This is a genomic window from Neobacillus sp. NPDC093182 (assembly GCF_044754045.1).
Map to the genome: position 1 here is coordinate 442,966 of NZ_JBIVOI010000001.1, position 24,264 is coordinate 467,229.

At 37.1% G+C, this 24,264-nt stretch carries 32 protein-coding genes; 5 read left to right on the plus strand and 27 right to left on the minus strand.

The genetic code is table 11. The features are described 5' to 3' along the window. Positions 1–16: 16 nt before the first annotated feature. From ACIQAA_RS02350 to comGA, 8 genes are all read right to left on the minus strand, one after another. On the minus strand, positions 17–205 hold the full coding sequence (locus ACIQAA_RS02350; protein ID WP_063251304.1) for a YqzE family protein: 189 nt from the start codon (positions 203–205) through the stop codon (positions 17–19). A gap of 68 nt (positions 206–273) precedes the next feature. Beyond that, on the minus strand, positions 274–657 hold the full coding sequence (gene comGG, locus ACIQAA_RS02355) for a competence type IV pilus minor pilin ComGG (protein WP_402614452.1): 384 nt from the start codon (positions 655–657) through the stop codon (positions 274–276). Beyond that, entirely contained in the window at positions 654–1,127 is a 474-nt protein-coding gene (comGF, locus tag ACIQAA_RS02360; protein ID WP_402615588.1) for a competence type IV pilus minor pilin ComGF, read from the minus strand. The genes comGG and comGF overlap by 4 nt, the downstream gene beginning before the upstream one ends. After that, positions 1,078–1,416 (minus strand): competence type IV pilus minor pilin ComGE, encoded by a 339-nt coding sequence (gene comGE, locus ACIQAA_RS02365; RefSeq protein ID WP_402614454.1) that lies wholly within the window; start codon positions 1,414–1,416, stop codon positions 1,078–1,080. Before comGE ends, comGF begins: the two co-directional genes overlap by 50 nt. Then, complete coding sequence (comGD, locus tag ACIQAA_RS02370; protein ID WP_402614457.1) at positions 1,400–1,834, minus strand: competence type IV pilus minor pilin ComGD; 435 nt, start codon at positions 1,832–1,834, stop codon at positions 1,400–1,402. Before comGD ends, comGE begins: the two co-directional genes overlap by 17 nt. Then, positions 1,834–2,142, minus strand: coding sequence for a competence type IV pilus major pilin ComGC (comGC, locus tag ACIQAA_RS02375; RefSeq protein ID WP_402615590.1), 309 nt, complete (start codon positions 2,140–2,142; stop codon positions 1,834–1,836). Before comGC ends, comGD begins: the two co-directional genes overlap by 1 nt. Positions 2,143–2,196: 54 nt before the next feature. Next, the gene (comGB, locus tag ACIQAA_RS02380; protein ID WP_402614459.1) at positions 2,197–3,228 is read right to left on the minus strand and encodes a competence type IV pilus assembly protein ComGB; all 1,032 of its coding nucleotides are present in this window, start codon (positions 3,226–3,228) and stop codon (positions 2,197–2,199) included. Beyond that, positions 3,215–4,300 (minus strand): competence type IV pilus ATPase ComGA, encoded by a 1,086-nt coding sequence (comGA, locus tag ACIQAA_RS02385; RefSeq protein WP_402614462.1) that lies wholly within the window; start codon positions 4,298–4,300, stop codon positions 3,215–3,217. The genes comGB and comGA overlap by 14 nt, the downstream gene beginning before the upstream one ends. A 288-nt stretch (positions 4,301–4,588) precedes the next feature. Here comGA and ACIQAA_RS02390 point away from each other — a divergent pair, with 288 nt between their 5' ends. Continuing rightward, on the plus strand, positions 4,589–5,284 hold the full coding sequence (locus ACIQAA_RS02390) for a helix-turn-helix transcriptional regulator (RefSeq protein ID WP_402614465.1): 696 nt from the start codon (positions 4,589–4,591) through the stop codon (positions 5,282–5,284). A gap of 80 nt (positions 5,285–5,364) precedes the next feature. After that, positions 5,365–5,613 (plus strand): DUF2626 domain-containing protein, encoded by a 249-nt coding sequence (locus ACIQAA_RS02395; RefSeq protein ID WP_179596782.1) that lies wholly within the window; start codon positions 5,365–5,367, stop codon positions 5,611–5,613. Between the two features lie 47 nt (positions 5,614–5,660). Here the strand turns inward: ACIQAA_RS02395 and ACIQAA_RS02400 are convergent, their stop codons facing one another. Both ACIQAA_RS02400 and ACIQAA_RS02405 read right to left on the minus strand, forming a co-directional pair. Further along, complete coding sequence (locus tag ACIQAA_RS02400) at positions 5,661–6,746, minus strand: class I SAM-dependent methyltransferase (RefSeq protein ID WP_402614469.1); 1,086 nt, start codon at positions 6,744–6,746, stop codon at positions 5,661–5,663. Between the two features lie 321 nt (positions 6,747–7,067). After that, the gene (locus ACIQAA_RS02405) at positions 7,068–7,703 is read right to left on the minus strand and encodes an MBL fold metallo-hydrolase (RefSeq protein ID WP_402614472.1); all 636 of its coding nucleotides are present in this window, start codon (positions 7,701–7,703) and stop codon (positions 7,068–7,070) included. Positions 7,704–7,897: 194 nt separating this feature from the next. Between ACIQAA_RS02405 and ACIQAA_RS02410 the strand changes: the two genes are divergently transcribed. Beyond that, complete coding sequence (locus ACIQAA_RS02410; RefSeq protein WP_402614474.1) at positions 7,898–8,074, plus strand: DUF2759 domain-containing protein; 177 nt, start codon at positions 7,898–7,900, stop codon at positions 8,072–8,074. Positions 8,075–8,113: 39 nt separating this feature from the next. On the opposite strand, the gene ACIQAA_RS02415 is transcribed toward ACIQAA_RS02410, so the two are convergent. The 4 genes from ACIQAA_RS02415 to ACIQAA_RS02430 all read right to left on the minus strand — a co-directional run bounded on the left by ACIQAA_RS02415 (position 8,114) and on the right by ACIQAA_RS02430 (position 11,928). Further along, complete coding sequence (locus ACIQAA_RS02415) at positions 8,114–9,256, minus strand: YqgU-like beta propeller domain-containing protein (protein ID WP_402614477.1); 1,143 nt, start codon at positions 9,254–9,256, stop codon at positions 8,114–8,116. Positions 9,257–9,448: 192 nt separating this feature from the next. Continuing rightward, positions 9,449–10,636 carry a M14 family metallopeptidase gene (locus ACIQAA_RS02420; protein WP_402614479.1) on the minus strand — a complete coding sequence of 396 codons (1,188 nt, stop codon included), beginning with the start codon at positions 10,634–10,636 and terminating at the stop codon, positions 9,449–9,451. 99 nt (positions 10,637–10,735) lie between these two features. Then, a complete protein-coding gene (locus ACIQAA_RS02425; protein WP_402614482.1) occupies positions 10,736–11,710 on the minus strand; it encodes an ROK family glucokinase in 975 nt (324 codons plus the stop codon). A gap of 5 nt (positions 11,711–11,715) precedes the next feature. Continuing rightward, on the minus strand, positions 11,716–11,928 hold the full coding sequence (locus tag ACIQAA_RS02430; protein WP_402614485.1) for a YqgQ family protein: 213 nt from the start codon (positions 11,926–11,928) through the stop codon (positions 11,716–11,718). A 194-nt stretch (positions 11,929–12,122) separates the two neighbouring features. Here ACIQAA_RS02430 and ACIQAA_RS02435 point away from each other — a divergent pair, with 194 nt between their 5' ends. Next, positions 12,123–12,827 (plus strand): hypothetical protein, encoded by a 705-nt coding sequence (locus ACIQAA_RS02435; protein WP_402614488.1) that lies wholly within the window; start codon positions 12,123–12,125, stop codon positions 12,825–12,827. Then, a complete protein-coding gene (locus ACIQAA_RS02440; RefSeq protein ID WP_402614490.1) occupies positions 12,784–12,957 on the plus strand; it encodes a hypothetical protein in 174 nt (57 codons plus the stop codon). The genes ACIQAA_RS02435 and ACIQAA_RS02440 overlap by 44 nt, the downstream gene beginning before the upstream one ends. Here ACIQAA_RS02440 and ACIQAA_RS02445 read toward each other — a convergent pair. The 13 genes from ACIQAA_RS02445 to ACIQAA_RS02505 all read right to left on the minus strand — a co-directional run bounded on the left by ACIQAA_RS02445 (position 12,920) and on the right by ACIQAA_RS02505 (position 24,151). After that, entirely contained in the window at positions 12,920–14,488 is a 1,569-nt protein-coding gene (locus ACIQAA_RS02445; protein WP_402614493.1) for a rhomboid family intramembrane serine protease, read from the minus strand. The two genes, ACIQAA_RS02440 and ACIQAA_RS02445, sit on opposite strands and share 38 nt — an antisense overlap. A gap of 136 nt (positions 14,489–14,624) precedes the next feature. After that, a complete protein-coding gene (locus ACIQAA_RS02450) occupies positions 14,625–14,831 on the minus strand; it encodes a hypothetical protein (RefSeq protein ID WP_402614496.1) in 207 nt (68 codons plus the stop codon). A 57-nt stretch (positions 14,832–14,888) separates the two neighbouring features. Continuing rightward, a complete protein-coding gene (locus tag ACIQAA_RS02455; protein WP_402615592.1) occupies positions 14,889–15,839 on the minus strand; it encodes an L-lactate dehydrogenase in 951 nt (316 codons plus the stop codon). 114 nt (positions 15,840–15,953) lie between these two features. Beyond that, positions 15,954–16,745: a DUF92 domain-containing protein gene (locus ACIQAA_RS02460; protein WP_402614499.1), complete on the minus strand. Its 792-nt coding sequence runs from the start codon at positions 16,743–16,745 to the stop codon at positions 15,954–15,956. Then, a complete protein-coding gene (locus ACIQAA_RS02465; protein WP_402614501.1) occupies positions 16,742–17,308 on the minus strand; it encodes a 5-formyltetrahydrofolate cyclo-ligase in 567 nt (188 codons plus the stop codon). Before ACIQAA_RS02465 ends, ACIQAA_RS02460 begins: the two co-directional genes overlap by 4 nt. Positions 17,309–17,366: 58 nt before the next feature. Next, positions 17,367–17,516 carry a 50S ribosomal protein L33 gene (gene rpmG / locus ACIQAA_RS02470; RefSeq protein WP_015594975.1) on the minus strand — a complete coding sequence of 50 codons (150 nt, stop codon included), beginning with the start codon at positions 17,514–17,516 and terminating at the stop codon, positions 17,367–17,369. 143 nt (positions 17,517–17,659) lie between these two features. Next, positions 17,660–18,898, minus strand: coding sequence for a glycosyltransferase family 4 protein (locus tag ACIQAA_RS02475; RefSeq protein ID WP_402614504.1), 1,239 nt, complete (start codon positions 18,896–18,898; stop codon positions 17,660–17,662). Continuing rightward, on the minus strand, positions 18,888–19,574 hold the full coding sequence (locus tag ACIQAA_RS02480) for a DUF4912 domain-containing protein (protein ID WP_402614507.1): 687 nt from the start codon (positions 19,572–19,574) through the stop codon (positions 18,888–18,890). The genes ACIQAA_RS02475 and ACIQAA_RS02480 overlap by 11 nt, the downstream gene beginning before the upstream one ends. A gap of 205 nt (positions 19,575–19,779) precedes the next feature. Beyond that, positions 19,780–20,439, minus strand: coding sequence for a phosphate signaling complex protein PhoU (gene phoU, locus ACIQAA_RS02485; protein WP_402614510.1), 660 nt, complete (start codon positions 20,437–20,439; stop codon positions 19,780–19,782). 12 nt (positions 20,440–20,451) lie between these two features. After that, positions 20,452–21,252: a phosphate ABC transporter ATP-binding protein PstB gene (gene pstB, locus ACIQAA_RS02490; RefSeq protein WP_402614512.1), complete on the minus strand. Its 801-nt coding sequence runs from the start codon at positions 21,250–21,252 to the stop codon at positions 20,452–20,454. A 25-nt stretch (positions 21,253–21,277) separates the two neighbouring features. Further along, positions 21,278–22,156 (minus strand): phosphate ABC transporter permease PstA, encoded by an 879-nt coding sequence (gene pstA / locus ACIQAA_RS02495; RefSeq protein ID WP_402614515.1) that lies wholly within the window; start codon positions 22,154–22,156, stop codon positions 21,278–21,280. Beyond that, positions 22,156–23,121, minus strand: coding sequence for a phosphate ABC transporter permease subunit PstC (gene pstC / locus ACIQAA_RS02500; protein ID WP_402614518.1), 966 nt, complete (start codon positions 23,119–23,121; stop codon positions 22,156–22,158). Before pstC ends, pstA begins: the two co-directional genes overlap by 1 nt. A 61-nt stretch (positions 23,122–23,182) precedes the next feature. Further along, positions 23,183–24,151, minus strand: a complete 969-nt coding sequence (locus ACIQAA_RS02505) for a PstS family phosphate ABC transporter substrate-binding protein (protein WP_402614520.1) — start codon at positions 24,149–24,151, stop codon at positions 23,183–23,185. Positions 24,152–24,264: the final 113 nt, after the last annotated feature.

Below are 24,264 nucleotides of genomic sequence, written 5' to 3' on the forward strand. Positions count from 1 at the left end.
CGTTGAATCTGCTTCTTTACTCTTTTCTTCTCCTGTTTTTCACTTCAATATAAAATATATAGGGAAGTATCCCGAACCAACGATACCAAAAAGACGCTCTTGTTTGTTTTCGTTCTTCCCGGAGCCGTTTTCTTTCATCTTTTGGCTGGTCCGCATATTTAACAAGCGTTTGAGTCATATATTTTACATAATCATTCGTTTTCATGGACACACCTGCCTTCATTCTTCACTAAAAGTATGTCCATGTTTTAATTTTTCAAACAACTATTGCCCTTAATAAAACTCAATCCACTTTATCATTTTTTTTGAAGAAATATCAAAAAAACCGCGTCCTGCCAGTGTTGCACCTGAATGCATTCTGAGAGTGAAGTTGATTTTCTGTATCGTTCCAATTGGAATGTCCGCTTGAAATCCCACGGTGCCCTTTAAATAGGTAAAGGTACCTTTGGATGGAATTACACCACCCGAATGCATGATTTCTTCAACTTTTTTTACCGAAGAATGAAAATAATATTCCTCCTGAAGAATTAGATTAGTTTCATGGACCAGCTTCCTTTCGGTTAATAGTTGTTCTACACGAAAAGAGAAGAGTAATAGAAAAAGGATAAGCACTGCTAAAGTTAGTGGATATGTAAATCCATGTTCGTTATTTCTCATATGACCGGAAACCATTGAATATAAGATTGCACTACCACATTGTATTCTTTCCCCCAAACATCTTTTACGATAATTTTTACTGAGTTATTATTCCTGATAAAAGTGACGGAGGATACATTTTGCAGTAACGTCTCATGCCCCGAAGAATTCACGCGCCTTCTTAAATTACTTCCATATTTCTCGTAGGTAATCGTTTCATTATTATTCGTTAACACCAGTCTCCCTGAAACCACCTCGGCTTTTGAGCTAATACGAATTTCTTTTTTAATCTGGCTGCAAAAAACATCCCATTCCATTTCTTGAAGCCTTCCATTTGAATCTTTATTGTCTAAAACGATATGAAGGACAGGAACCATGAAGAATACAATGGTCATAAAAATTGAAAAGGCAAAAAGTACTTCAAGGAGTGTAAAGGCTTTTTCATTCCGGTACATTACAAATTTCTGTTCTTGGCAGGAAGGATGTTTCATCAACTTTTACACACACCTCCTTTTGTCCAATACCAGACGATTGCTTCCAATAAATCTTATATTCTGTTCCATTATGAAAGATGGAGTAATTTGAGTTGGTTCTGTCTTCTGTTAAATTTGCTTGGAGTTCTTCAAATAAAAACTGTACAGCTTTTTTATCCCTCACAAGCTGTTGAGATTGATTAGATAATTCCATTAATAACGGCATAAAAAACATGCCCACCATAAACCATGCAGATAGTGATAATAAGAGCTCTAGTAAAAAGAATCCATCATTCTTCCATAACATAAAACCGTCCCTTTCCAATCAAAAGAGTTAATCGGTAATTTGTTTGTTGTGTCCGAATATATAATGTACCGAATCTGTCTACATTTCCATTCGAGTTAAATTTAAATACTAATTGGATCGTTCCTTGAGTCACAGTTATCATTGGAGAATGTTTTCTTTCAACGAGCTGTTTACTGCCTGTACTAATGAGATACATGTGCTCATGTTCATAAAAGATAACTTTGACTTCCATCTGATTAGCAATAGCGTATTGCTGACCATAATATAAGTCCGCTTTTAATTGAGAAATAAAAGCCTTATCAACAGCTGAATAGTATTGTGGCTTTATGGTAAAAGCAGTTATCGAGGAGATGATTAGAAAAATGGAGAGAACAATCAAGGATTCTATTAGGGTAAATCCCTTTTGATTGCGGAGCATTATGTTGTTGGTACTGCCGTTACTTTACCTTCTGAATCAATTTGTACATTCTTTGTTCCATTTGGACAACCAGTATCTTCAATTAGATATCCATCCGAAATTAAAATTGCCATTGTTGGCACCTTATTCTTTTCCATAATATAAGACTGCACCTGTGCTTGAACCATTTTCACATAAGCCTCACAGCCTTTGGTGTTAATATTTGTATTATGCTTTGCCACATTTGGAATTGTAACAATTAATAAAACCGAAATAACCAGCATCACAATCATCATTTCAACAAGAGTAAAACCTTTTTCATTTTTCATCATCATTAATTCCCCCATTTATAGTATTTTTGGTCCTAATACGCTTAAGCTTTTCTATATTCCTTCTAATAGTTGGAACATTGGTAATAATATTGCTAAATACATTGATACAACGAGTAACCCAATAAAAAGATAGAGCATAGGCTGAATCATTTTTAAACTCTTTTCGATCCTTTCTTCCATATTCACCATACAGTGTTCGCTGAAGAAGAGTAATTCCTGTTCCAATTTCCCATTCTCTTGACCATGTTTAATAATCATCGGGAACTCTTTTTCAAAGAATGGAAAGGAAGCCAAGATAGACTCTAGTTTTTCACCCGTTAACAGCTTTTGCTTGATCACCATTCCCAACTGGCTGTAAAATGGCTGTCGGTGATTCTTCTCAAATAAATTTAGTGCTTCAAATACGGAAATACCACCCGCTAATAGGAAGCTGAGTTGTACAGAAAAATAATGAGTAAACAACAATTTGAGGATTCTTCCAACAATCGGAGTTCTTACGAGAAGTGACCTTTGCCGGAGGATGGAGACTTTTCGAAATACAAAAAAATGATAAATTACACCGGCTGCCAGCAGGAGCAATAAACCAGTCAGAAAAATAGGAAAATACTCATCAAAGGAATAAAGTACTTTCATAAAGAAATTCGCTTCAAGACTCATAGACTGGAAGAGGCTTGTAAATTTAGGCAGCAATGATTTTTGGACAAACACAAAAAGAAAACCAGTAATAAAGGTAAGTAAAGCTGGATACTGTAATAGTTTCAAAAGCTTTTTCCTATCATTCTCCTTAACTAAGGCTAAACTGCTCCCTTCTAATAGTGCCTCCGCAAAGCTGCCATGCTGTTCCGCAAAATAGACATAACCAATCAAGTCCTTGTGAAACCCTATATTATTTAGAACATCATGGAATGAAATCCCATTTTTCAAATCGGCCAAACATTTGTACAACTCCTCCTTTCGATTTTTTGGTAAATGCAAAGATAGGGATTCAATAGCCTCTGCAATTGGGTAACCACGTGCCAATAATTCTCCAATCCTTTTTAAAAAATTGGCCTGCTCATTGATCGTCCAATTATGGCGCTTCATGGTCATACACCAAACGATCGTATTCAGACTCTTTGATATAACCAAGGGCAATCCCTTTTTTTATTACTTCCTTTACTGTAAGGTAACGCGATATAATATCTTCACCTTTTGCCTCTTTCATCGCTGCATTAAGGTTTCTCCCTGACAGCAGTTCAAAGACACTCGCCCTTTTCCATCTTCCATATGAATAACAGAAGGGAGAACATTCCCCTTGGCAATACGGACAGGTTAGCTCTACTAATCGTTGAGCAGTAACCGCAATAAGAGTTTGTTCTACCTCTAACCAATTGACACCAAACTCATGGAGACGATATACCGCTCCCTTTGCATCCCTTGTATGCATCGTGCTTAGAACTAAGTGTCCTGTTAATGCTGCACGCACAGCAATTTTGGCTGTTTCCGCGTCACGGATTTCACCGACCATAATAATATCTGGATCATGACGAAGAATTGCCTTTAAACCAGCCGCGTATGTCACACCTGCTTTTTCATTCACTTGTATTTGTAAAACAGAATCATAGTTTTTTTCGATGGGATCTTCAAGAGTAATAACGTTACGATTAAAAAGATGTGCGGTTTCATTTAAAAGGGAGTAAAGAGTTGTGGTTTTGCCTGAGCCCGTGGGACCGGTGAAGATAATTAATCCGTGTGCATGTTTTAGGAGAGCCAGTAGTTTTCTCGTCATACCAGGGAAAAGTGAGAGCTGATGAAAGGGAATCTGTTCTTGCTGTGGCAGAAGTCTAATCACAAGACTTTCTCGATTGTTAGAAGGAAGGGTTGAAAGTCTAAGACCCATTAATTTTCCATCTACCTCACAAAAAATAGCTCCGCTTTGAGGGCGTCGTCGTTCTCCGATATCCATATTGGCTGTAAATTTAAAATGTGAAATTAATCTGTCGCATTCATCTTTTGGAAGTGATAACCGGGGAATGAGTTTGTTTGTTAAGCGGATTTGGATGAGTGTATCTTTTTTCCTGGGAACAATGTGAATATCTGTTGCTTGATTTCGAGCAGCATCTGTGATAATCCTATTTGCTAGTATTTCGATTGCACTTACAATGGGAAACACCACCTTTTATTTTGTCTTTGTAGTTATTCGACACCTTTCAAGCTTTTCCTTCACGATTCTTTTTTTGAAATTATTTTTTTGTTTTTTTGACTCCTTAATCTACCGAAAAACAACTCTTGACAGACACACTGTATATATTTTGTATAACTTTTGTACAAAACAAGTAATCCAAGCATTTGGTAATTGTGAACATTTTCTAAACATATAGTGTTAACATTGTTAACCTCATTCCCATGTTTAAATAGCCGTATTATAATTGGGTTAAATTATGGGGGTTCGAGGTGAACAGAGATGGAACAAACATTAAAGATAACAAATGTTTTATCAGATCCAACCAGGTACTACATCTATCAATACATTACGAAACGTCATCAAGAAGTGACAGTACAAGAGGTTGCAGAGAATTTTAATATCCATCCGAACGTTGCAAGATTACATTTGTCTAAGCTAGAAGATGTTAACATGTTAGCATCTGAAACAAAAAAGACTGGTAAAGGCGGCAGACCAAGCAGGCTATACCGTTTATCAGATGATGTCATACAACTGCATTTTCCGTTCCGGGACTATATGCTGCTATCCAAAGTAGCTATCTCTACCATGCTCACATTGGGTGAAGCGGGTAAACAGGCTCTTTACTTGACTGGCAAGCGTTTTGGTACTGAAGTCATTGAACAAGAAATGGCAAAAAGATCCTTTGGGGAAGAAATAGATTTCGAACAAAAGTTATCGATACTAAAAAGTGCAGCAACATTAGCTGGGTTTTATCCAGAGTTTGAAGTAAATGGAGATGATACAAAAATCTACTTCCAGATCTACAATTGTCCTTTCAAAGAGGTTGCAGAGGAACATGAAAGTGTTTGTGCTATGCATCACGAGTTCCTAAAAGGAATGTTTGAAGCTTTATTTGAATCGGTAGAGTTAGTTGAGAAGGAAAATATTATTTCAGGCTGCGAAACTTGCTCTTACCAGGCACTTGTAACAAACTAATTTGAATCTTTATTTACTTTTGAACTCCTTTTCTTTATAATATTGCATGATGGTACCGTAGGGGAAAAGGAGGGATACATATGGATCGCATGTTCAGAGTTTTGGGTTTCTGGACGGGTATTTTTACCGTAATGTTCTATCTAGGAGATATGAATAAAACTGCATTGCTATTCCTAGCCCAAACTGGATTCTTTGTTTTGTTAAGCTATCTTAAACTTTCCGAACGTATGTATATGTATGTTTTCGGAGCATATTTGACCGTATTCTTCGCAGGCTTCACTTATTGGACAACATTCATGATGCCGCTTGGTGGAGTTGGAGGACATTAAGAAGTAATCAACACATAAAAAACACCGGAGCTCTTCTCCGGTGTTTTTTATTCTTCAAAAGGATTAAAATCAACGATACCTTTCTGTTGAATAATGAGATGGAAAAAAGAACTTATCCCAGATGGCATAATTAAACTCCTGATTGCACGATTTCGTTTAGCAGCCTCTGAAAAAGGGTTGGGATCGTAATGGTTTTCTAATTCCTTAAGTATCCCTGCTTTTAGTAAAAACTCATCCTGTCTTAGCTTTGAATGAAATACTAACTCTGCTTGTTCTCCCTTTTGAATAAGCCAATCAAAATGGATGTGTGTCGTAATATCCATTTCTCCAGGATGCTCCAAAACATCATCAATCATTTGATGCTGATAATATCCTCTTAAGCTTCCTTTTATTCTTGAAGGATGTTTCCAATCTTCTTTCGTATAACCATAATCTGCTGTCACGACAAGTCCCTTCGTTAACACCCTGGATATACTTTGTACCATGCCTTCCATGAACAAAGGCACTTCTATTCGCTGTTTATCTTTTAGTTCCAGCATACTTTCCTCTAAAAAGGAGTGGATAGCTGGATTGGTTAATAAAACCTTCTCCTCATATAAGGTTTCATTTTTTATTCCTACCATAACCTCGTATAATTGACCGTTCTCTTTCTCTATGACATGAACTGGCAAAGCATCAAATAATTCATTAGAAAAAACCATCCCATTGAAAGGCTCTAGTTCATCCAGGTTGTTTACTTGGATTACATTATGGCGGGGGGAAATTAATTCATTTTGTAATCTCAAATGGTAGGGACTGCTTTCTACAATCATGTAATTGATCGGAGTTTTGACGGAATTCCCCCATTCCTGCAAAAAGGCAAAGGCAAAACGTCCATTGCCAGCGCCAATTTCACAAAAATTAGGTTCAAGATCATACCTCATACAAACACTTGCAAACCATTTAGCAGCCATTCGGCCATAAATATCGGAAATATTACTTGTCGTGATAAAATCCCCTTGGCTCCCAATTTTCTGTTTATCTTTCATATAGTACCCATATTCGGGATGGTAGAGGACTGCTTCCATGTATTCTGCATAGGAAATTAAGTTCGTTGGTGAGTTTGAAATTAAACTCTTTAAGTACGTAATCATAAAATCTCCTTTATGTAGGTTTACATCATTGACATAGTGAAAACTTTATTATATTGTAAGTCTAGTAGCTTAACGATATCCCCTCCCATTTTTAATATGAAAAGAACATCCCCCAGAAAAACCCTCCTCATTCGAGAAGGGTTTTTCTATTGTCGTCTAGCTCCAGCGCCTAGGGGCTCGGGGTCATAAGCCAATACGTAAAGAACAACCTTCTCGCCGGCTCGTCTTATGCCTGTCGCCCCTGTGCACTAAGGAAAGCTCCTTAGATTAATCCTCGCAGGAACAAGCTGTGCTTGTTCCGAAGGCGCTTCCGCTTTTGGTTTAAAACCCATTTAAAAACGGATTACTATCCATTTCTTCCCCTATTGTGGTGATTGGTCCATGTCCTGATAGTACTGTTGTTTCTTCAGGTAAAAATAATAATTTTTCATGAATGCTCTTCATTAACAGTTTATGGTTACCACCTGGCAGGTCTGTTCTGCCAATGCTGCTCTTAAATAATGCATCCCCTGATACAACAAATCCCTCTGTCTCAAAGTAATACGACACACTCCCAGGAGAATGTCCTGGAGTCTCGAGGATAGCGAATGTGAAATTACCAGTCGTTATCGTTTCCTCTTTTTTAAGAATGTAATCTGCCTTTTTCATTTTTATTGACTCCTGCATTTGAAAAAACTTCGAACCATTTAATGACGGATCGATGAGCCAATCTTCTTCCTCTTCATGAATATAAACCGGAATTTTATAATAGTCTCTTATTTCATCAACAGCACCGATATGGTCGAAATGTGCATGTGTTAAAAAAATAGCAATCGGACTGAGCTCTCTTTTTGTTAACCACTTTATTAACTTTTTGCCTTCACTCCCTGGATCAAAAATCAAACAGGTTTTGTCAGGACTTTCTACGACGTAGCAATTTGTTTGTAATACTCCTAACGGGATTTGAGACCATTTCATTTCTACATACCTCCAACTATTTTTACATTACTATTATTTTACACTATGTAAGCTGCATTGCTAACTTTTTAGCCCTCGACAAATGATTGAAAAGAATATAAAATAAGAAACGAATGTATATAATATTCTTACATAACTCTTAGAAATGTGTTGGGCTTTAGCCCAAGTATTATCTAATAAAGGGGGCTTTATTAATGGGAGTAGTTATTATTTTTGCTTTGGTAGCATTACTTGCTGCTTATGGTGCATTCACTGCCCTAAAAAATAAAAATTTCTTAGGAGTATTTTTTGCAGTAGGCACATTGGCTGTTTTTGGCTGGTTTGCGATCATGACCGTTATTGAAAGTGGGTTTCCAACTGGTACACACTAAACTAAAAAAAAATTGAAAGACTGCCAGCCGGCAGTCTTTTTATTTTGCTACAAGATCTCTTAATTCTTTTGTTTTTAAATCGATGATTTTTTCAAAACGATTACCATACAGTGCAGCTTCACCCGAAGGGGATAACAGAATGGGTTCATTTTTCAGGCCCTGCAAAATCACGTTACTGTTGCCGCTATCAATATCATAGCTTAAAAGCTCAAAACCTTCCCTATACGTATCAGCCTCTACACTTTTTACTGGCTTAAGGGTAAAAAATTCTCCTTTCCTTACATTTAAGTCATTGTAAGGAACCAGCCATCCAGAAAACATGGATAGATGAGGAATCGAAAACGAATTAAGTATCTTTTTGTCTTTATCATAAAATGTATAAGCAGCCTGTAACTGTTCATCGTCCTTGACGGAAACAGTCATCAAAATCTCATTATAAGCGGCGAATTGAATTACATCCGTCAAAATTACTTCCTCTGTATCAGCATTTATTTTTCTTGTCATAAGTGGTGCAAAAAGAGATGGGCTGTCCTCATTCCAGTTCAGATAGGCAACTTCCTCATTTCCTACCCATTTAATAAATGGCTGCGGAAGTGTTAGTTCGGTTGTTTTTCTTTGTTCAATGTCTAAAAGCAGCATTTGATATGTCCAATCTTCATTAAAAGATGAGATTAGAATCTCAGACTCATTGAACGGGTTCCATTCAAAAGCTAATTCATATGATGGGATTGATTGTTTAAAGATTTCTGAGCCCTCAGGAGATAGTATGATAACTTGTCCTTCATACGTAGAAGGAGATGATTGAATAAGTATATTCTTTTTTGATGGGCTTGCCTGTAAAGTGACAATGGGAACTTCACTCTTATAAAATAGAGCACTACTGCCTGTTAGAAGATTATAAAGATAAACAGACGATGATTGTTCAAGATTCGTAATATAAAGTAACTGATGGTCGGAATACCAGCCTGCTGCTTTGTAAAATTCACCTTCTGGTACCTTGATAGGGAGTTTCCATGTAACTTCAGGTTGTGATGGCGGGACATTTTGCTTGTCATTATCTTCAGAAGGGCTGGGCTTGGCATCTTGTTGATGCGAACAAGCACTAAAAAAGGAGGCAAAAACGAGCAAAAATAAGATTTGAAAAATAAATTTTATGATTATATTACTTTTGTTAAGGCTCATTTTCCCCCTCCCTCCATTTTTCTTCACATTAATTAGTACGTTTATTTTACAGAAATGTTTCAATAATTACAGAACATTCTAGAAATGAGAAAAAAGTCGCATGTTCACGACTTTTTCTTATTAACAAAAACCAACACAACAATTTATTTTAATTCCATTGAAATCATTTTACAAGTCGTATAGATGAACTATTTACAAATAAAGTGAGGCTAGAAATATCCCTTCCACTTTTTTGAGAATGTAGTGAAATTGTGATAAAGGCAATGGATTTATACCCCTTCCCAATTCAATGGTGAAACCAGGGCGATTATATTCTTGAATATACCAATCCTTGAATCCGGCATGACTATCGACATTTCTAATCGCTTTGTAACCACTCACCCGCTCGAATTCTGTTGCTAAGATTTCAGATTCCGGTGGTTCGAATCCTTCATACCCCCAATAAAACTCCTCTCCTTGAGTATGAAAAGCCAGTATTCGATCAAACTGATTGTTTTTTATCAAATCGGCCATAGCTTTCGCTTCTGGTTCTGATAAAGAAGACCTGCCAGGATAATCTCTAGGTGCAGGGGACTTTGGCGCCTTCCTTTCCTGTTCAATCTCCCAATTTGCTGGAAACTGATTATTTAAGTCTACCCCTCTAATATTTGCCTTCCAATGAACAAATTCATCGCTTCCTTCATTTATCTCCATAACCTCTTGACGGCTGCTTGTTGGCGGTCCATTTAATACGAGGTCTACCCCGTCCGGATTTACCATTGGAACAATGGATAATTCTGTTTCATTATATAAATTAATCGTATTTATACCTCTTACCGGGCTTCGATTCGTTAAAGAAATAAGGTATTGGTTAACAAGACTCATTAAAACCATGGTTGTAATCCATTCATTCGCATGAAAAGAAGCGTTCATATGAACTTTTTTCAATCCCTTTCCAATCCTAATTTCTTGAATGTGGTTACCTAAAACACTCGTGCCGATTGTATCTACATTTATAAATGGATAAAACTTTTTTAAAGTTTTGATTTGCTTCGTTAAAATCCCAGAACCATAAGGGAGTTTCGAACTAACATGTTGTTGTGTAATACGTTCAGGTAAATATAGAGTGTCACCGGGTGCTAATTGATCGGGATTTTGCATTTGGTTTAATATCATCATGGCATCAATGGATAAACTCTTTGCCTTGCCAATTTCCCATAATGTATCCTCTTCTTTTATCGTATATGGAACGGAAACATAGCCTGGTATCATTATTTTTGTACCAGTTTTAAGATTAGCTGGGTTGACGTTCTCGTTTGAATCGATAATGAGTTCTAGTGGAACCTTAAACAATCGACCATAATACGCGTATGAGTCACCTTCTCGGACTCTAACCTCCATATTTCTTCCTCCTTCCATCATAAAAATAATATGACAAAAGGCGGTAGAAAATGAGCAAAACAAAAACCTGCATTTGAGTGCAGGTTTTTAGGATATTTCTTATAGGTTTAGTTTATTTTTGATTAGCCATGCTGCACCAATTGCTCCAGAATCATTTCCTAGTGTTGCAAGCGAAAGATTTGTAGTTTCTCGAGCCGCTGAAAAAGTAAACTTAGAGAAATTTACTTTTATCGAGTCTAATAGTATATCACCAGCACGAGAGACTCCGCCGCCGAGAACAATCATTTCCGGATTCAATGTATTAGCAATATTCGCTAGAGCAAAGCCTAAATGAAAAGTGACTTCATCGAGAACCTTGGTAGCCAGTTCATCACCATTACGGGCACTATCAAAAACATCCTTTGCTGTAACTTTTCCATTATTAGCAAAAATCACAGCAAGCTCTCCCTGTGACTCGGGCTTCGATAGCTCGTTCTCCGCTAATCGTACAATGCCCGTTGCAGAAGCTATGGTTTCAAGACAGCCAGACTTTCCACAATTACAAGGTGCACCGCCAAATGGTATTGACGTGATATGACCAATTTCCCCTGCGGCACCGTTAATACCTCGAACGATATTACCGTTAGCAATGACGCCGCCGCCTACACCAGTGCCAAGTGTCACACATACGAGATCACTTGTACCCTTACCGGCGCCATTCCACATTTCACCTAATGCAGCACAGTTAGCGTCGTTTTCAATAGCAACTGGTAAGCCCGTTAAAGAATGCAAACTCTCTTGTAAAGGAAAGTTATCCTGCCAGCCCAAATTTACAACATTTAAGACAACACCTGTCTCATAATTTATTGGTCCAGGTGCCCCCATGCCAATTCCAATCAAGTTAGTTTTCTGTTCTCTTAGTTCTTCTAGTTTTTGATCAATAGCATTAGCAATATTCTTAGTAATATTTTGACCTTCGTTTGAGTTATCCGTTGGAATTTCCCACTTATGAAGGATTTCCCCGTCCAGATTAATAAAAGCCAATTTGGTTGTTGTCCCTCCAAGGTCAACTCCAACTATCCATTGTTTTGACATTGTAATCACCTGTCTTTTTCTTCTTTTTCTCTTAAGAATCTTATTTCATGTCTTAAAATTAACAATGCAGTCGAGTATTCTCTTGGTTCTATTAGCTGAGCTTGATACAAGTCTTTTAATTCTGCCTCCATTAATTCAAGGTCAGCTATTCGATCACCAATATAAATAATCGTTCCATATTGCTTTAATAATTGTTGAATATCATAAATTGACTTCATTTCATTTAGCCCTCTTACCTAAAGAATAAGATACATTACATGTAAAGTATACCTTATGCCCCTTCTCCCCTCAAGACGTTCTTATACAAAGCAGCCATGTTCATACAAAAAATCTGGCATGTCCGTCTAGTTGTTCCCATAACATAATATAACTGCTATTCTCCATTAATAGTATAAAAGAAGGATGCGATCAGATGAAAAAAATCTATTTGGTATTAGGAACATTATTGCTCCTTATTCTAGCTTTTGGAATCTATCAGTATACTAATCCGAAGGTACAGGAAAGTATTACGTACTTCCCTATTGACCCAAATGTAACCTTCAAAACAGCACAGACCACACTTACATTAATGAATCAACAAGCAAAAACTATTCTTTGGAAAGAACATTCCACTCTTGACCGTAAAGCATACTTAAGACAGGATGCAGCCATGTTATATGCCAATGGCCGCCTATTAGAGACATTATGGAATTGGAAACAAAATACGGCTGTACTCGAGCAGGAGAAAAGGATCAAGCTTGATAAAAGTACCCTTTTACAAGCGATTACTTTTCACCATGCGGAGCTTCATGAAAAGGAAGATCGAATTTCCAGCTCGCAAGCAATGTCGTCGGACCAAATTTACTTCATTACAGCTGGTGCAGACGAAGTAAATATCAAGAAACAGCTGGACGAACAGACCGAAAGAATGCTGCAGCTAAGCTGGAACAAAGGACTGCGCCATTTTGCAATAAATTTGAAAAACAATCAGGCTTTTCCCCTCACCCATTTCAATGAACTGGCAAAGGATGTATTGCCAGGTTTTACAAAATCAGAGACTGGTACGATTGTAGGTAATCTTTGGGAGGGCTTATATGAAAAACTATATCCTAGGTATAAAAAAAGCAGACGGTACTAGTGAAGATCCTATAGGCAGTACCCTTCCGCTTATTTTAATTGCAACTGATAAAACTCACTTATTGGTTTTAACAGAAACTGCTTCAGGAGAGCCTATTCTCCTTCGCCAGATGATGGGAGCAGCCGATTAAGTTCTTCGGCCAATTCAGCATATTCCTGTTGACTTGGTCGCATTTCTGCTGCCTTTTCAGCATTTTCCTTTGCATTCGAAATGTCATTTTCCTCTAAATAAATCAATGCAAGATTATAGTATGCTTCTGGTAAATCTGGATCCAATTCTATCACTTGAAGGAGATGTGATTTCGCTTCCTTTAGCTCACCAAGCTTAATTTCAATAAAGGATAATGCAAAATATACCTCTGCAGATGGTTTATTAGATTCTGCGTATTTTATTAATACTTCATATGCTTGTTCATAATTCTCCTGTTTAATATATTCTTGAGCTAACATCATAGTGGAGCTTTCATTTCCACTTGTCTCCGAATGCCGAAAGCCATAAAATAGCGAGCCATAAATAATAACAGCGGATACTACCAAAAATAACAGCTGCAAGAGCGGCTTTTTCTTCTTTGGGAAATGCATTATTCCTGCTGCAAGAAAACCACCGGCTAATCCACCTAAATGTCCAGCATTGTCTACAATGGAGACTGTAAAACCAAAGATTAAGTTAAAGACAAGAACGGTTATGACACTTGGTCCCATTGTTCGAAAAAAAAGCTTCGGATAAATGAGGGCAAAATAAAGCAAAGCTCCAAAACAGCCAAAGATTGCGCCGCTAGCCCCTGCAGAAATATTTGGACTAAAGATAAAACTGGCAATAACCCCTGATATACCCGCAAATAGATAGATAAGTAAAAACCGTATATTTCCAAAGATTCTTTCCACAGCTGGACCTAAAAAATACAGTGCCAAGGTGTTCATGGCTAAATGTAAAAAACCGATGTGCAGGAAAATGGGTGTAATGAATCTCCACCATTCTCCATCATAAATATATGGATTGAATTTTGCCCCAAATTTAATGAGAGTAGAAGTATTTGTACTCCCCCCTTGCAGTTCTAACAATAAAAATACAGCCACCTGGATGATCATAAAAAAGTATGTAAAAAATGGCTTCCCATTCGTAAATATTTCTTTTTCTTTCTTTGCCATTTGTGATGCAAAATCTAAGGTTGTTTTCTTTTGAGCGCTAACATCCTGCTCTGAATACTCATCTTGAATGGGGAAAGAGATTTCCCTTTCTAGTACTGCTGATAAAGATTTAAATCCTGACTCATTTTGTTCACCGGTTAATAGTACAGAAACAACACTTGTTTTATTACCTTTCGGAAAAATATATGGACGTTCCAACCGATATTCGTACTCATCAACAGGAGGAAAATGACTAATGTAGATATTTACAATCGAAAGCTCCCCGCGACCCAGCTGTTTTCGAACCTTTTCACCATTCGAGGCTGTAAATTCTATATCTCTTTGCATGGAGCTGCTCCAGTCTAAATCTTGCCGTAATAACCGAACGATTGGGGCTTTTTTATTTTCAAGTTTTTCCAGCCATAATTCTTTTTGATTTTCAAATAATTGAATGATTCGGTAGTCTTGCTCCGAAATGAAGATATAAGCTAATCTCCAAAAGATAAAATCTTCTTTATTGTTCAATACCCCCACTACTTTCTATTAGGACTATATATTTTGTATCCATTTTTCACTAGTTTATTTCATTATAAACGAAAAACAAGCTTAATAATGACTAAACAAGTTGATAAGATAGGCTTTTTTATAACAAAAAAACCATCTGTGGTTTTCACCATTCAGATGGTTTTTCAGTTGGTCCTCCAAATACAGTCTGCATCATTTTGCTTTTCACGCCTGGAAAGCTCATGATTGAGCCTACCGCAAGTCGGCGCAGCCAGCCGGACCTTAGCATTACATTAATGATTCGGTACCTAAAGCGGAATACAAAATAGCCAATTGACCCAATCATAAATATGGATGTCAACATACGAGACATTATCATCCCTCCTTCTCATATTGTGTGAGCAGGAGTCTGTTTTTATCCAACCCTTTTTCAGTACTTACTTAAAACAGGAACCATGGTCTCCTTAAGTACCTTTACGGAGTTCGAGAATTTTTCCTTTTCTTTTTTATTCAGGTCAAGTTCAACGACCTCTCTGATTCCACTGCGATTTACCACTGCAGGTACGCCAATATAGACGTCATTATGACCGTACTCCCCATCTAAATATGCAGAAACAGTTAACACTGAATTTTCATCACGCAATATTGCTTTTGTTAACCGAACGAGTCCCATCGCAATTCCATAATAGGTGGCACCTTTTCGTTCAATAATATGATACGCTGCATCGCGGACATTGATAAATATATTATCAAGATCCTCTTGGTTCGTTTCATGTTTACTCGTCCATTCGGATATTTTCATTCCAGCAATATCCGCATGGCTCCATACTGGAAGTTCCGTGTCTCCATGCTCACCAATAATGTATGCGTGAACGTTACGTGTATCAACATCGTAATATTGTCCCAATAAAAAGCGGAATCGTGCAGTATCTAAAATCGTACCCGAACCAATTACACGTTCCTTTGGAAGCCCGGAAAATTTCCATACTGCATATGTCAAAATGTCAACAGGATTCGTTGCAACAAGGAAAATACCATCAAAACCACTAGCCATTATTTGCTCAACAATTCCTTTAAAAATGTTAGTGTTCTTCTCTACCAGGTCGAGACGTGTTTCACCTGGCTTCTGGTTAGCTCCTGCGGTGATCACAACTAGGTCAGCTTGATCGCAATCTGCATAGCTGCCATACCATATTTTGGTTCGTGAAGGCGCAAATGGCAGACCATGATTTAAATCCATCGCATCCCCTTCAGCTTTGGCTTCGTTTAAATCAACTAACACTAATTCTTCTGTTATTCCTTGATTTAGTAGCGCAAAAGCATAGCTTGAACCGACAAATCCTGTTCCAACCAGGACGACTCTATTTACTTTTACCATGATATTTCCTCCTCTGGGCATAGTGGATATATTCATAAATTCATTACTCTTGTATTTTACATTAGTTTACAAGTATTTATCAGTTAGTATCAGACCTCGAAACCGTTGTCTTTATAACTATTTTGTTACAAAATAAACAACAATCATTGCTAACAGAGCAGCAATAGAACCAGACAAAAAATTCACCATATCATTATCCACTAAATGAAACCCTTTTATTCTTTTGGCCGCTGTTTGGCAATGTATTTTCTTCTCTGTTGCAATTCCACATTTATTGCAAATGTAAACCTGTTGATAATAGGCACCAAATAAAGTATCAATGATATTACCTAAGAAGCCAAACAAGAAAATAATAAAGAAGTGGAATAGCTGCAAATGAAAAAGCCAAGCACCTGCAAAAGCAATTAGCATGGAACCAAATATGGCAGCAGTAGTCCCTAATGTACTGACAGCTCCTGACGTTCCTTTTTCAATTGGCTTAAAAGTACGTATGTATACGGGTTTTCTTTTACTTAAGGTACCGATTTCCGATGCCCAGGTATCGGAGTTCGAACTAGCAAGGCAAACAATAAATCCAATCAGCCAAACTAGGTCCTGTTGAAAATAATATATAATGCTTATTATCGCAGCAGAACCCCCATTTGCTGCCACCTGACCCCAATCTCTAGTTGCTCCCTTAGCCAATTTTTCTTCAATATCTTTTTTTGCTGCGCTTTTATATTTCGACCAGAGGCTGGATGTTATAAAGAATAGTCCAAGCAGGAGAATCCCTTTTACACCAAAACCGAAAAAGACAGCTACTCCTGTTACTACTGCAGCAATTGCCCCATTACTACTTAATGACCGCTCTCGATAACCTGCAAAACCACCTAAAATAATAATTGAGATAATGATTAGATTTTGAATCATTTTATATTTATTACCTCATCATTTGTGATTATCTTCGAGACTGGAATATCATGCTTTTCTATAGGAAATTGCTGAATAACTTGAAAGTGAAATGCAAGAGATAGTGTTTTTCCGTCATAATTCGTTAAATAGCGATCATAGTATCCTCCGCCAAAACCAAGACGAAACCCCTCTTTTGTATAAGCTAAACCTGGTACGAATAAAAGTTCAATATCCTCAGGCTTTACCTCCATCGTCTGGTCTATTATGGGCTCAAGTAAGCCATAAAAAACGGATTCAAGTTGTGAAAATTCCGTTATTTTTCGGAAGGATAAAGTTTTTTCCTTTGGATTGCACTTCGGAACGACCACCTCTTTTCCTGCTTCCCACGCTTTTCGGATAATTTGATATGTATCAACTTCAGGTTCCTTCGAGATGGTAATTCCAATGACGTCCGCTTTTAGCCAATCCTCATCTTTATAGAGAGTGTCAGCAATTTTATAGGAATAATGTTCATAATAAGGTTTCGTAAGGATCGCTAGGCTCTCTTTCATTTCTTTACGAATAAGGTTTTTTTCAGACATGTTAATCAGGATCTCCTTATTTTTTTACAACAAAAAAAGCAGCAGGAAGCCCTACTGCTTATTTTGTTTCACGGTGTGCTGTTGTACGCTTCTCTCTTGGGCAATATTTCTTAAGCTCAAGACGATCAGGGTTGTTACGTTTATTTTTTGTTGAAATATAGTTACGATCTCCACACTCAGTGCAAGCTAACGTAATATTTACACGCATGTCAATTTCCCTCCAAACGATTAAGCTAGTTCGTTCATACGACTTTTCTATAATATCATTTTTCAAAAGGAAATGCTAGTTGTTTTTTAAAAGGTCATTTTCCTGCCCATATTCCGCTAACCTAGATAGTATTTATACAGAAATTATCTTGTCTTTTCGCTCATATTTGCCCTTTTATTTAACAGAGTATCTTCCATCACATTAACTGTTTGAGCAGCGATTCGCTTCCATCCATATAAACTCTTAACAATCTTCATTCCTTTTATACCAATCTCTTTTGCTGTTTGAGGGTTCTGCAATAAGAAGTCGATATTATCAAGTAGACTTTCTGCATCACCTGGCACCATGAGCAAGCCAGTTTGCCTATCCCTCACAATCCCTTTAAGTCCGCCTGTTTCTGAAACAATGGTTGGTTTAGCAAGGATCATCGCTTCCAGAGCCACAATTCCAAAGGGCTCATACAAACTAGGAAACACAGCTATTTCACTATTCACTAATAGCGCATTTCTTTGTTCGTCCGTAACATAGCCAATAAAAGCAATGTGATGGTCTAATTGTTTTTCTGTCACCATCTTACGATATCTTTCCATCATTGGTCCCTTGCCAGCAATCACAAAATAAATATCCTGTCCCCTATCTTTTGCTGCTTGTGCAGCCTCGATTAAAGTCTCAAACCCTTTTTCCTCTACGATCCGGCCGACTGAAAAGATATATTTTCTATTTTTAATGAATGGATAAATATTATTTGGATCCACTTTAACATCACTTTGGTCGATACCATTTGGAATAATAGTCATTTTTTTGTCTGAGAGATAGAAGTTTGCTAACAGTTCTTCTCTCATAAAGGTACTGCACACAATTACTTGATCTGATTCCGTAATGAGCTGAAGTTCCTTTTCATGGATGAACCGCTGCATGTCTGTATGTATTCCCTTATTCCTGCCATGTTCAGTCGCATGAATTGTAGATAATAATGGAATCGACAGCACTTCTTTTAACGTAATGGCAGACGTTCCTACCAGCCAATCATGAGCATGGACAATATCAAACTTTATATCTTCTGCTAATATTTCACCTTTAAAACTCATAGCTAGATTCAGACCAGCAATCCAAGAGAGAAAATGATCGTCATGGTTGTTTATTGGAGTAACACGATGGACATGAACACCATTCATGATCTCATAAGCCGAGAGACCGCCATTCCCAGCGGTCACCACATGGACCTCGTGACCTTGCTCGGCCAAATGAACAGAAAGACCATAAACATGCCTTGAGAGCCCGCCTACAACGTTTGGCGGGTATTCCCATGTTAGAATTAGAATTTTTAATTGCCAGTCATAGGAATGTTTTTGGGTCATTTCGCTAATTACTTTATCGTCCATTTTTCTGCTCCATATTTTTTGATTCTCCGTAATAACTGTACGTACTTACATGATCAATCCACTTAGGGGAATACTGGTCAATTTGTTGATCGTGTACTAAATTATTATAAATTTCACTTCCATTTACATTTCCTAATGGCGGGGTTTGAACTGAATTTGAGCGAAGGACTGGAAAAAAATCATGTTCATTAAATTTAACACCTAATTCGGCTACATAGCTCCTATTCGCTGTCAGACCTTTGATAAACCAATGCCCTTTATTATAGGGTACCGCGATATCATAGTAATGATGTGCATTTTTTCCTGTGAAAATGATATCTGTAACATCATAAAGTCTAACGATGTGAACCAATTCCTCGAATTTTCTGTTATAAAATAAAGAAATGACTTTCTCGGGAATCTTCGAAGCCTCCCAATAGACGATGACCTTTCTTGGGGTAACTAGTTTGACTTGAAGTTCACCTTTCATCGGAGAATAATCGATCGTTGGCTGATCGAAAACGTTATCTGCCTTTTGAATTTTCTCTTCAACAGCATTATCTTCTATTTGATTTTCTTGACTATTAACATACTTATTCCATCTGTACTGTACTCTTCCAACCGTAGTATTTAGTTGTGAGGCGATTTTTCGGAACGAGAAACCACCCTCTCTTAGTTTAATAATTTCTTCAATCATTGTTCTCCTCCATTCTGCAGACACATATATATGCAAAAGTAATCAAAATATTCTTTCATAGATAAATTAATGGTAACATCGGTAAGCGAACTGTACAATAAACGTATTTTGTCGTATTTTGCTTCTCCATAAAGTGACAATTTTCTCTGGATAAAAAAAAGATGAGACAAATTAAGTAGTCTCATCTTAGGTGAAATATTATTTCTTACTCATTTAGTTCAAAGCGTTTACCAGTTACCAGGTAAATGACATTCTCTGCAATATTAGTTGAATGGTCAGCAATTCTTTCGATAAACCGACAAACAAAAGCAAGTTGAATAATCTGGTTTGTAGCATTCGGATTTTCTGGAACCATACTAATTAGTTCGTGAACTAATTTACCAAACATACTATCCACTGAATCATCTTTTTCAGCACATTTCTGTGCAAGCATTACATCTTCATCAATATATGCCTTAACGGACATTGCTACCATTTCAAGAGCCTGGTCCATCATTTTCGGAATATCCAAGATCTCTTTAAAGTGCTTTTCATTGCCAATATGAATAGCTGCTTTTGCAATATTAACTGCCATATCAGCCATCCGTTCTACTTCAGATGAAACCTTAAGAGCGACATTGAGTGTTCTCAAATCTTTGGCAACAGGTGATTCTCTTGCAATTAAAAGCAACGCCTTATCATGAATTTCATGTTCTAATGCGTCTATTTTATCATCACCATCAATAACTCGATTAGCTTTTTCAATATCGTGATTTATAAGGGCACTTAGTGATTCACGAACGGCCGTTTCCGCTAAACTTTCCATTTCTAAAAGTTTTTCTTTTAAATCCGCTAATTTACTATCAAATTTTGACCTAGTACTCATCATTTCACCTCATCATCCAAATCTTCCTGTAATATAGTCCTCGGTTCTCTTATCTTCTGGAGTAGAGAAAATTTTATTAGTTTCTGAAAATTCTATCACTTCTCCATTTAAAAAGAAAGCAGTTTTCTTAGATATACGTGCAGCCTGCTGCATGTTATGAGTAACGATAATAATACTAAATTCCTTCTTTAATTCCTGTACAAGTTCTTCTACTTTTAATGTTGATATTGGATCGAGTGCAGAAGTGGGCTCATCCATTAAAATAACATCAGGCTCAATCGCAAGACAGCGGGCAATACAAAGACGCTGTTGCTGACCGCCAGATAACCCGTAAGCATTCTGATTAAGACGGTCCTTTACCTCGTCCCAGATTGCCGCCCCTCGTAAACTCTTTTCAACAATCTGATCTAAGATTTTTTTATCGCGAATACCATGTATTTTAGGTCCATACGCCACATTCTCATAGATTGATTTAGGAAATGGATTTGGTTTTTGGAACACCATTCCAACCTTTGTCCTTAATTCTTCTACTTGGTAGGATTTATCAAGGATATTTTTTCCTCGATAGAGAATTTCACCAGAGGTTCTTACACCCGGTACTAGTTCAATCATACGATTTAAGGTCTTAATATATGTTGATTTTCCACATCCAGAAGGTCCGATAATTGCGGTAACTTCATTTTCTATAATATCTAGGTTGATTTTCTTTAGCGCTTGATTATCACCATACCATAAATCTAAATCGCTTGTTTTATATACAATTTTTTTTTCTTGTGGATTAATAATTTTTGCAGTGGCTGATGTTGTTTCCATAGTAGTTTGCCTCCCTATCATAGCCTTAATATCTCTTTTGGAATTTATTTCGAATTAATACAGCGATTGAATTCATGACAATTAACATGACAAGTAAAACGATAATACCTGCTGCAGCTAAAGCATGAAACTCTGCTTGAGGACGGCCTGTCCAATTGTAAATTTGTAAAGGTAATACGGTAATCATATCAAAAAATGTTTTTGGTAAAAATGCAAGAAATAAAGGCATTCCAAGGACAACAAGCGGTGCTGTTTCACCGATTGCACGGGAAAGAGCCAAAATTCCGCCAGTAAGTATTCCTGGAATAGCAGCAGGTAGAACAATACGAACAATAGTCTGCCATTTAGTAGCACCTAACCCAAATGAAGCCTCTCTTAATTGATTAGGCACCGCGCGAATAGCTTCTTGTGAAGCCACAATTATGACAGGCAAAACAAGTAGACTCATGGTAAGACCTGCGGCCAAAACACTTGTCCCAAATGCTAGCGCACGAACAAATACTGTTAAACCGAGTAATCCGAAAACTATAGACGGGACACCCGCTAGATTGGAGATATTCACTTTAATAAAATTCGTTATCGCGTTCTCTTTTGCATATTCTTCGAGATAGATGGCAGTACCCACACCTAGCAGTAATGAAACAGGTGCAACAACAGCCATCAACCAAATTGTTCCAATTAACGCAGCGTAAACACCTGCATTTTCAGGCTTTCTTGAAGGAAGACTTTGTAAGAATTGCAAGTCTAAATAGCCAAGTCCTTGAGAGAATATCCGATATAATAATACTCCTAATATTAATAAAACAAACATAGTTAATGCAAAAAATATCCATTTTGAAATTGAATTTTTTGATAATCTTGATTTCATCCGCTTCACAACGGATTCATGATTAATTAAATTCATTAGTATTCCTCCCTAAAACGACGGGTGATGTACTGAGCTAATAAATTCATCACCAATGTAAATACAAATAATGTCATACCAACGGCATAAATGCTATAGTAGATCGTTGTACCATAACCAGCATCTCCTTGGCTGACTTGGACAATATATGCTGTCATCGTTTGAATCGAGCTTGTCAAATTCCATTCCAGATTAGGCGTTGAACCACCAGCAACTGCTACAATCATCGTTTCGCCGATTGCGCGTGAGATTCCTAATACGATAGATGCGATTATTCCTGAGATAGCAGCAGGTAAGACAACCTTAATGGCTACTTCAAATTTAGTCGATCCTAGTGCTAGCGCACCTTCACGCATTGCATTAGGAACGGAAGTCATCGCATCCTCAGAGAGAGAAGCAATCATTGGAGTTATCATGATTCCTATAACAATACCAGGACTTAGAGCATTAAAGATTTCAAGGGATGGAATAATTTCACGTAATATAGGAGTTACAAAGGTTAGCGCAAAAAATCCATAAACTATCGTTGGGATTCCAGCTAAAACCTCTAATATCGGTTTAATAATTCTGCGAGCTCGATCTGATGCATACTCACTCAAATAAATGGCTGAAGCCAATCCGATAGGGACAGCAACAATAGCAGCTATCACAGTTACCTTTAACGTTCCCATTATTAGTGGCAGAATACCGAATGACCCATTGGTATCGGAAAAAGGATACCATTTTTTAGCCGTGAAAAATTCCTTAATAGATACAGCATCAAAAAATAAAAATGTTTCAAAGATAAGCGTAAGAACAATACCAATCGTTGTCAAAACAGAGACAGCCGCTGTAAGGAATAAAATATATGGCATTATTTTTTCTGTAATTCCGCCAGCACTTTTCTTTTTCTTCTTCTCTTGAATCATTTTCTGAACCGAGAAGGAATTTGTGTTTTGAGTAGCCAAATTGAAAACCCCTTTCATTCACATGACAAGAAGAGAAGCACATTTCTAGTGCTTCTCACCTATAAAGTTATTCTAGATCCTACTTAAGAGTTTCTAGTGTTTCAAGCTGTTTTGTATACTCTTCTTCAGGTAATTTTACATATCCAACATCTTCAGATAATGTTGCAGCATTTTCTAATAAGAATTTCACGAAATCATAGACTTCTTCTTGGTCTTTAATAGCAGAGTTTTTCACATAAGTGAATAACGGACGTGATAACGGCGAATATTCACCAGATTCAATTGTTTCATTAGTTGGCTCAACAGGACCTTCTCCGCCATCAATTGGAACGATTTTCAAAGTATCTTTGTTTTCTGCATAATAAGCATAACCGAAATATCCAATCGCATTCTTGTCACCTTGAACACCTTGAACGAGTGTATTATCATCTTCAGAAAGAGTTGCTTTTTCAACAATTGGTTGTCCATCAAGAATTACTTCATCAAAGTAATCAAATGTTCCTGAATCTGTTCCCGGAGAGTATAATTTGATTTCTTCATCTGGCCATTCCGGCTTGATATCGGACCATTTTTTAGTTGTACCATCTTCAACCCAAATCTTCTTTAAGTCTTCAATTGTTAAGCTTTCTACCCAGTCATTGTCTTTATTTACAACTACTGAAAGTCCATCATATGCTAATTGAACTTCAGTATAATCAATACCTTTTTCTTTAAGAGCTGCTGCTTCTTCATCTTTAATTGGACGAGAAGCATTGCTTAGTTCAGTTTCTCCAGCGATAAATGCTTCAAAACCGCCTCCAGTTCCAGAAGAACCAACAGAAACTTTAACCTCAGGCTGTGTCATGCCATATTCTTCAACCACTGCTTCCATAATTGGGAAAACTGTAGATGAACCGTCTATTTTAATTTCACCTTGAAGTTGTTTCGCTTCTTCACCAGCTTGTTCTTGTTCTTTGTTGCCTTCAGTACCTTGTGCACCACAAGCTGCAGTAATTGCTAGCACGCCAGTCATCATTGCTGTTAGTGCTAATTTCTTAAAGCTTTTCATTACTTAATTCCCCCTACGAAAATTGGTTTGTTTAACTTGTTCGTTCTCCTTACAACATTAATAATAAACTCCTTCTGTAAAGCTTGTTTTAATGAATTGTAAAGGTTTTGTAA

Coding starts and splice junctions, on each gene's coding strand:
- ACIQAA_RS02400 (WP_402614469.1), bottom strand. CDS start 6,746: ATGATTACGTACTTAAAGAGTTTAATTTCAAACTCACCAACGAACTTA.
- comGF (WP_402615588.1), bottom strand. CDS start 1,127: ATGAAACATCCTTCCTGCCAAGAACAGAAATTTGTAATGTACCGGAAT.
- ACIQAA_RS02465 (WP_402614501.1), bottom strand. CDS start 17,308: ATGTCTGAAAAAAACCTTATTCGTAAAGAAATGAAAGAGAGCCTAGCG.
- ACIQAA_RS02390 (WP_402614465.1), top strand. CDS start 4,589: ATGGAACAAACATTAAAGATAACAAATGTTTTATCAGATCCAACCAGG.
- ACIQAA_RS02450 (WP_402614496.1), bottom strand. CDS start 14,831: ATGTCTCGTATGTTGACATCCATATTTATGATTGGGTCAATTGGCTAT.
- comGC (WP_402615590.1), bottom strand. CDS start 2,142: ATGAAAAATGAAAAAGGTTTTACTCTTGTTGAAATGATGATTGTGATG.
- ACIQAA_RS02505 (WP_402614520.1), bottom strand. CDS start 24,151: ATGAAAAGCTTTAAGAAATTAGCACTAACAGCAATGATGACTGGCGTG.
- ACIQAA_RS02440 (WP_402614490.1), top strand. CDS start 12,784: ATGAAAAACTATATCCTAGGTATAAAAAAAGCAGACGGTACTAGTGAA.
- pstC (WP_402614518.1), bottom strand. CDS start 23,121: ATGAAAGGGGTTTTCAATTTGGCTACTCAAAACACAAATTCCTTCTCG.
- ACIQAA_RS02415 (WP_402614477.1), bottom strand. CDS start 9,256: ATGAGCCTTAACAAAAGTAATATAATCATAAAATTTATTTTTCAAATC.
- phoU (WP_402614510.1), bottom strand. CDS start 20,439: ATGAGTACTAGGTCAAAATTTGATAGTAAATTAGCGGATTTAAAAGAA.
- ACIQAA_RS02410 (WP_402614474.1), top strand. CDS start 7,898: ATGGGAGTAGTTATTATTTTTGCTTTGGTAGCATTACTTGCTGCTTAT.
- ACIQAA_RS02420 (WP_402614479.1), bottom strand. CDS start 10,636: ATGGAGGTTAGAGTCCGAGAAGGTGACTCATACGCGTATTATGGTCGA.
- comGD (WP_402614457.1), bottom strand. CDS start 1,834: ATGCTCCGCAATCAAAAGGGATTTACCCTAATAGAATCCTTGATTGTT.
- ACIQAA_RS02435 (WP_402614488.1), top strand. CDS start 12,123: ATGAAAAAAATCTATTTGGTATTAGGAACATTATTGCTCCTTATTCTA.
- comGG (WP_402614452.1), bottom strand. CDS start 657: ATGAGAAATAACGAACATGGATTTACATATCCACTAACTTTAGCAGTG.
- ACIQAA_RS02425 (WP_402614482.1), bottom strand. CDS start 11,710: ATGTCAAAACAATGGATAGTTGGAGTTGACCTTGGAGGGACAACAACC.
- comGE (WP_402614454.1), bottom strand. CDS start 1,416: ATGTTATGGAAGAATGATGGATTCTTTTTACTAGAGCTCTTATTATCA.
- ACIQAA_RS02460 (WP_402614499.1), bottom strand. CDS start 16,745: ATGATTCAAAATCTAATCATTATCTCAATTATTATTTTAGGTGGTTTT.
- ACIQAA_RS02405 (WP_402614472.1), bottom strand. CDS start 7,703: ATGAAATGGTCTCAAATCCCGTTAGGAGTATTACAAACAAATTGCTAC.
- comGB (WP_402614459.1), bottom strand. CDS start 3,228: ATGAAGCGCCATAATTGGACGATCAATGAGCAGGCCAATTTTTTAAAA.
- ACIQAA_RS02475 (WP_402614504.1), bottom strand. CDS start 18,898: ATGGACGATAAAGTAATTAGCGAAATGACCCAAAAACATTCCTATGAC.
- pstB (WP_402614512.1), bottom strand. CDS start 21,252: ATGGAAACAACATCAGCCACTGCAAAAATTATTAATCCACAAGAAAAA.
- rpmG (WP_015594975.1), bottom strand. CDS start 17,516: ATGCGTGTAAATATTACGTTAGCTTGCACTGAGTGTGGAGATCGTAAC.
- ACIQAA_RS02430 (WP_402614485.1), bottom strand. CDS start 11,928: ATGAAGTCAATTTATGATATTCAACAATTATTAAAGCAATATGGAACG.
- ACIQAA_RS02350 (WP_063251304.1), bottom strand. CDS start 205: ATGAAAACGAATGATTATGTAAAATATATGACTCAAACGCTTGTTAAA.
- pstA (WP_402614515.1), bottom strand. CDS start 22,156: ATGAATTTAATTAATCATGAATCCGTTGTGAAGCGGATGAAATCAAGA.
- ACIQAA_RS02480 (WP_402614507.1), bottom strand. CDS start 19,574: ATGATTGAAGAAATTATTAAACTAAGAGAGGGTGGTTTCTCGTTCCGA.
- ACIQAA_RS02395 (WP_179596782.1), top strand. CDS start 5,365: ATGGATCGCATGTTCAGAGTTTTGGGTTTCTGGACGGGTATTTTTACC.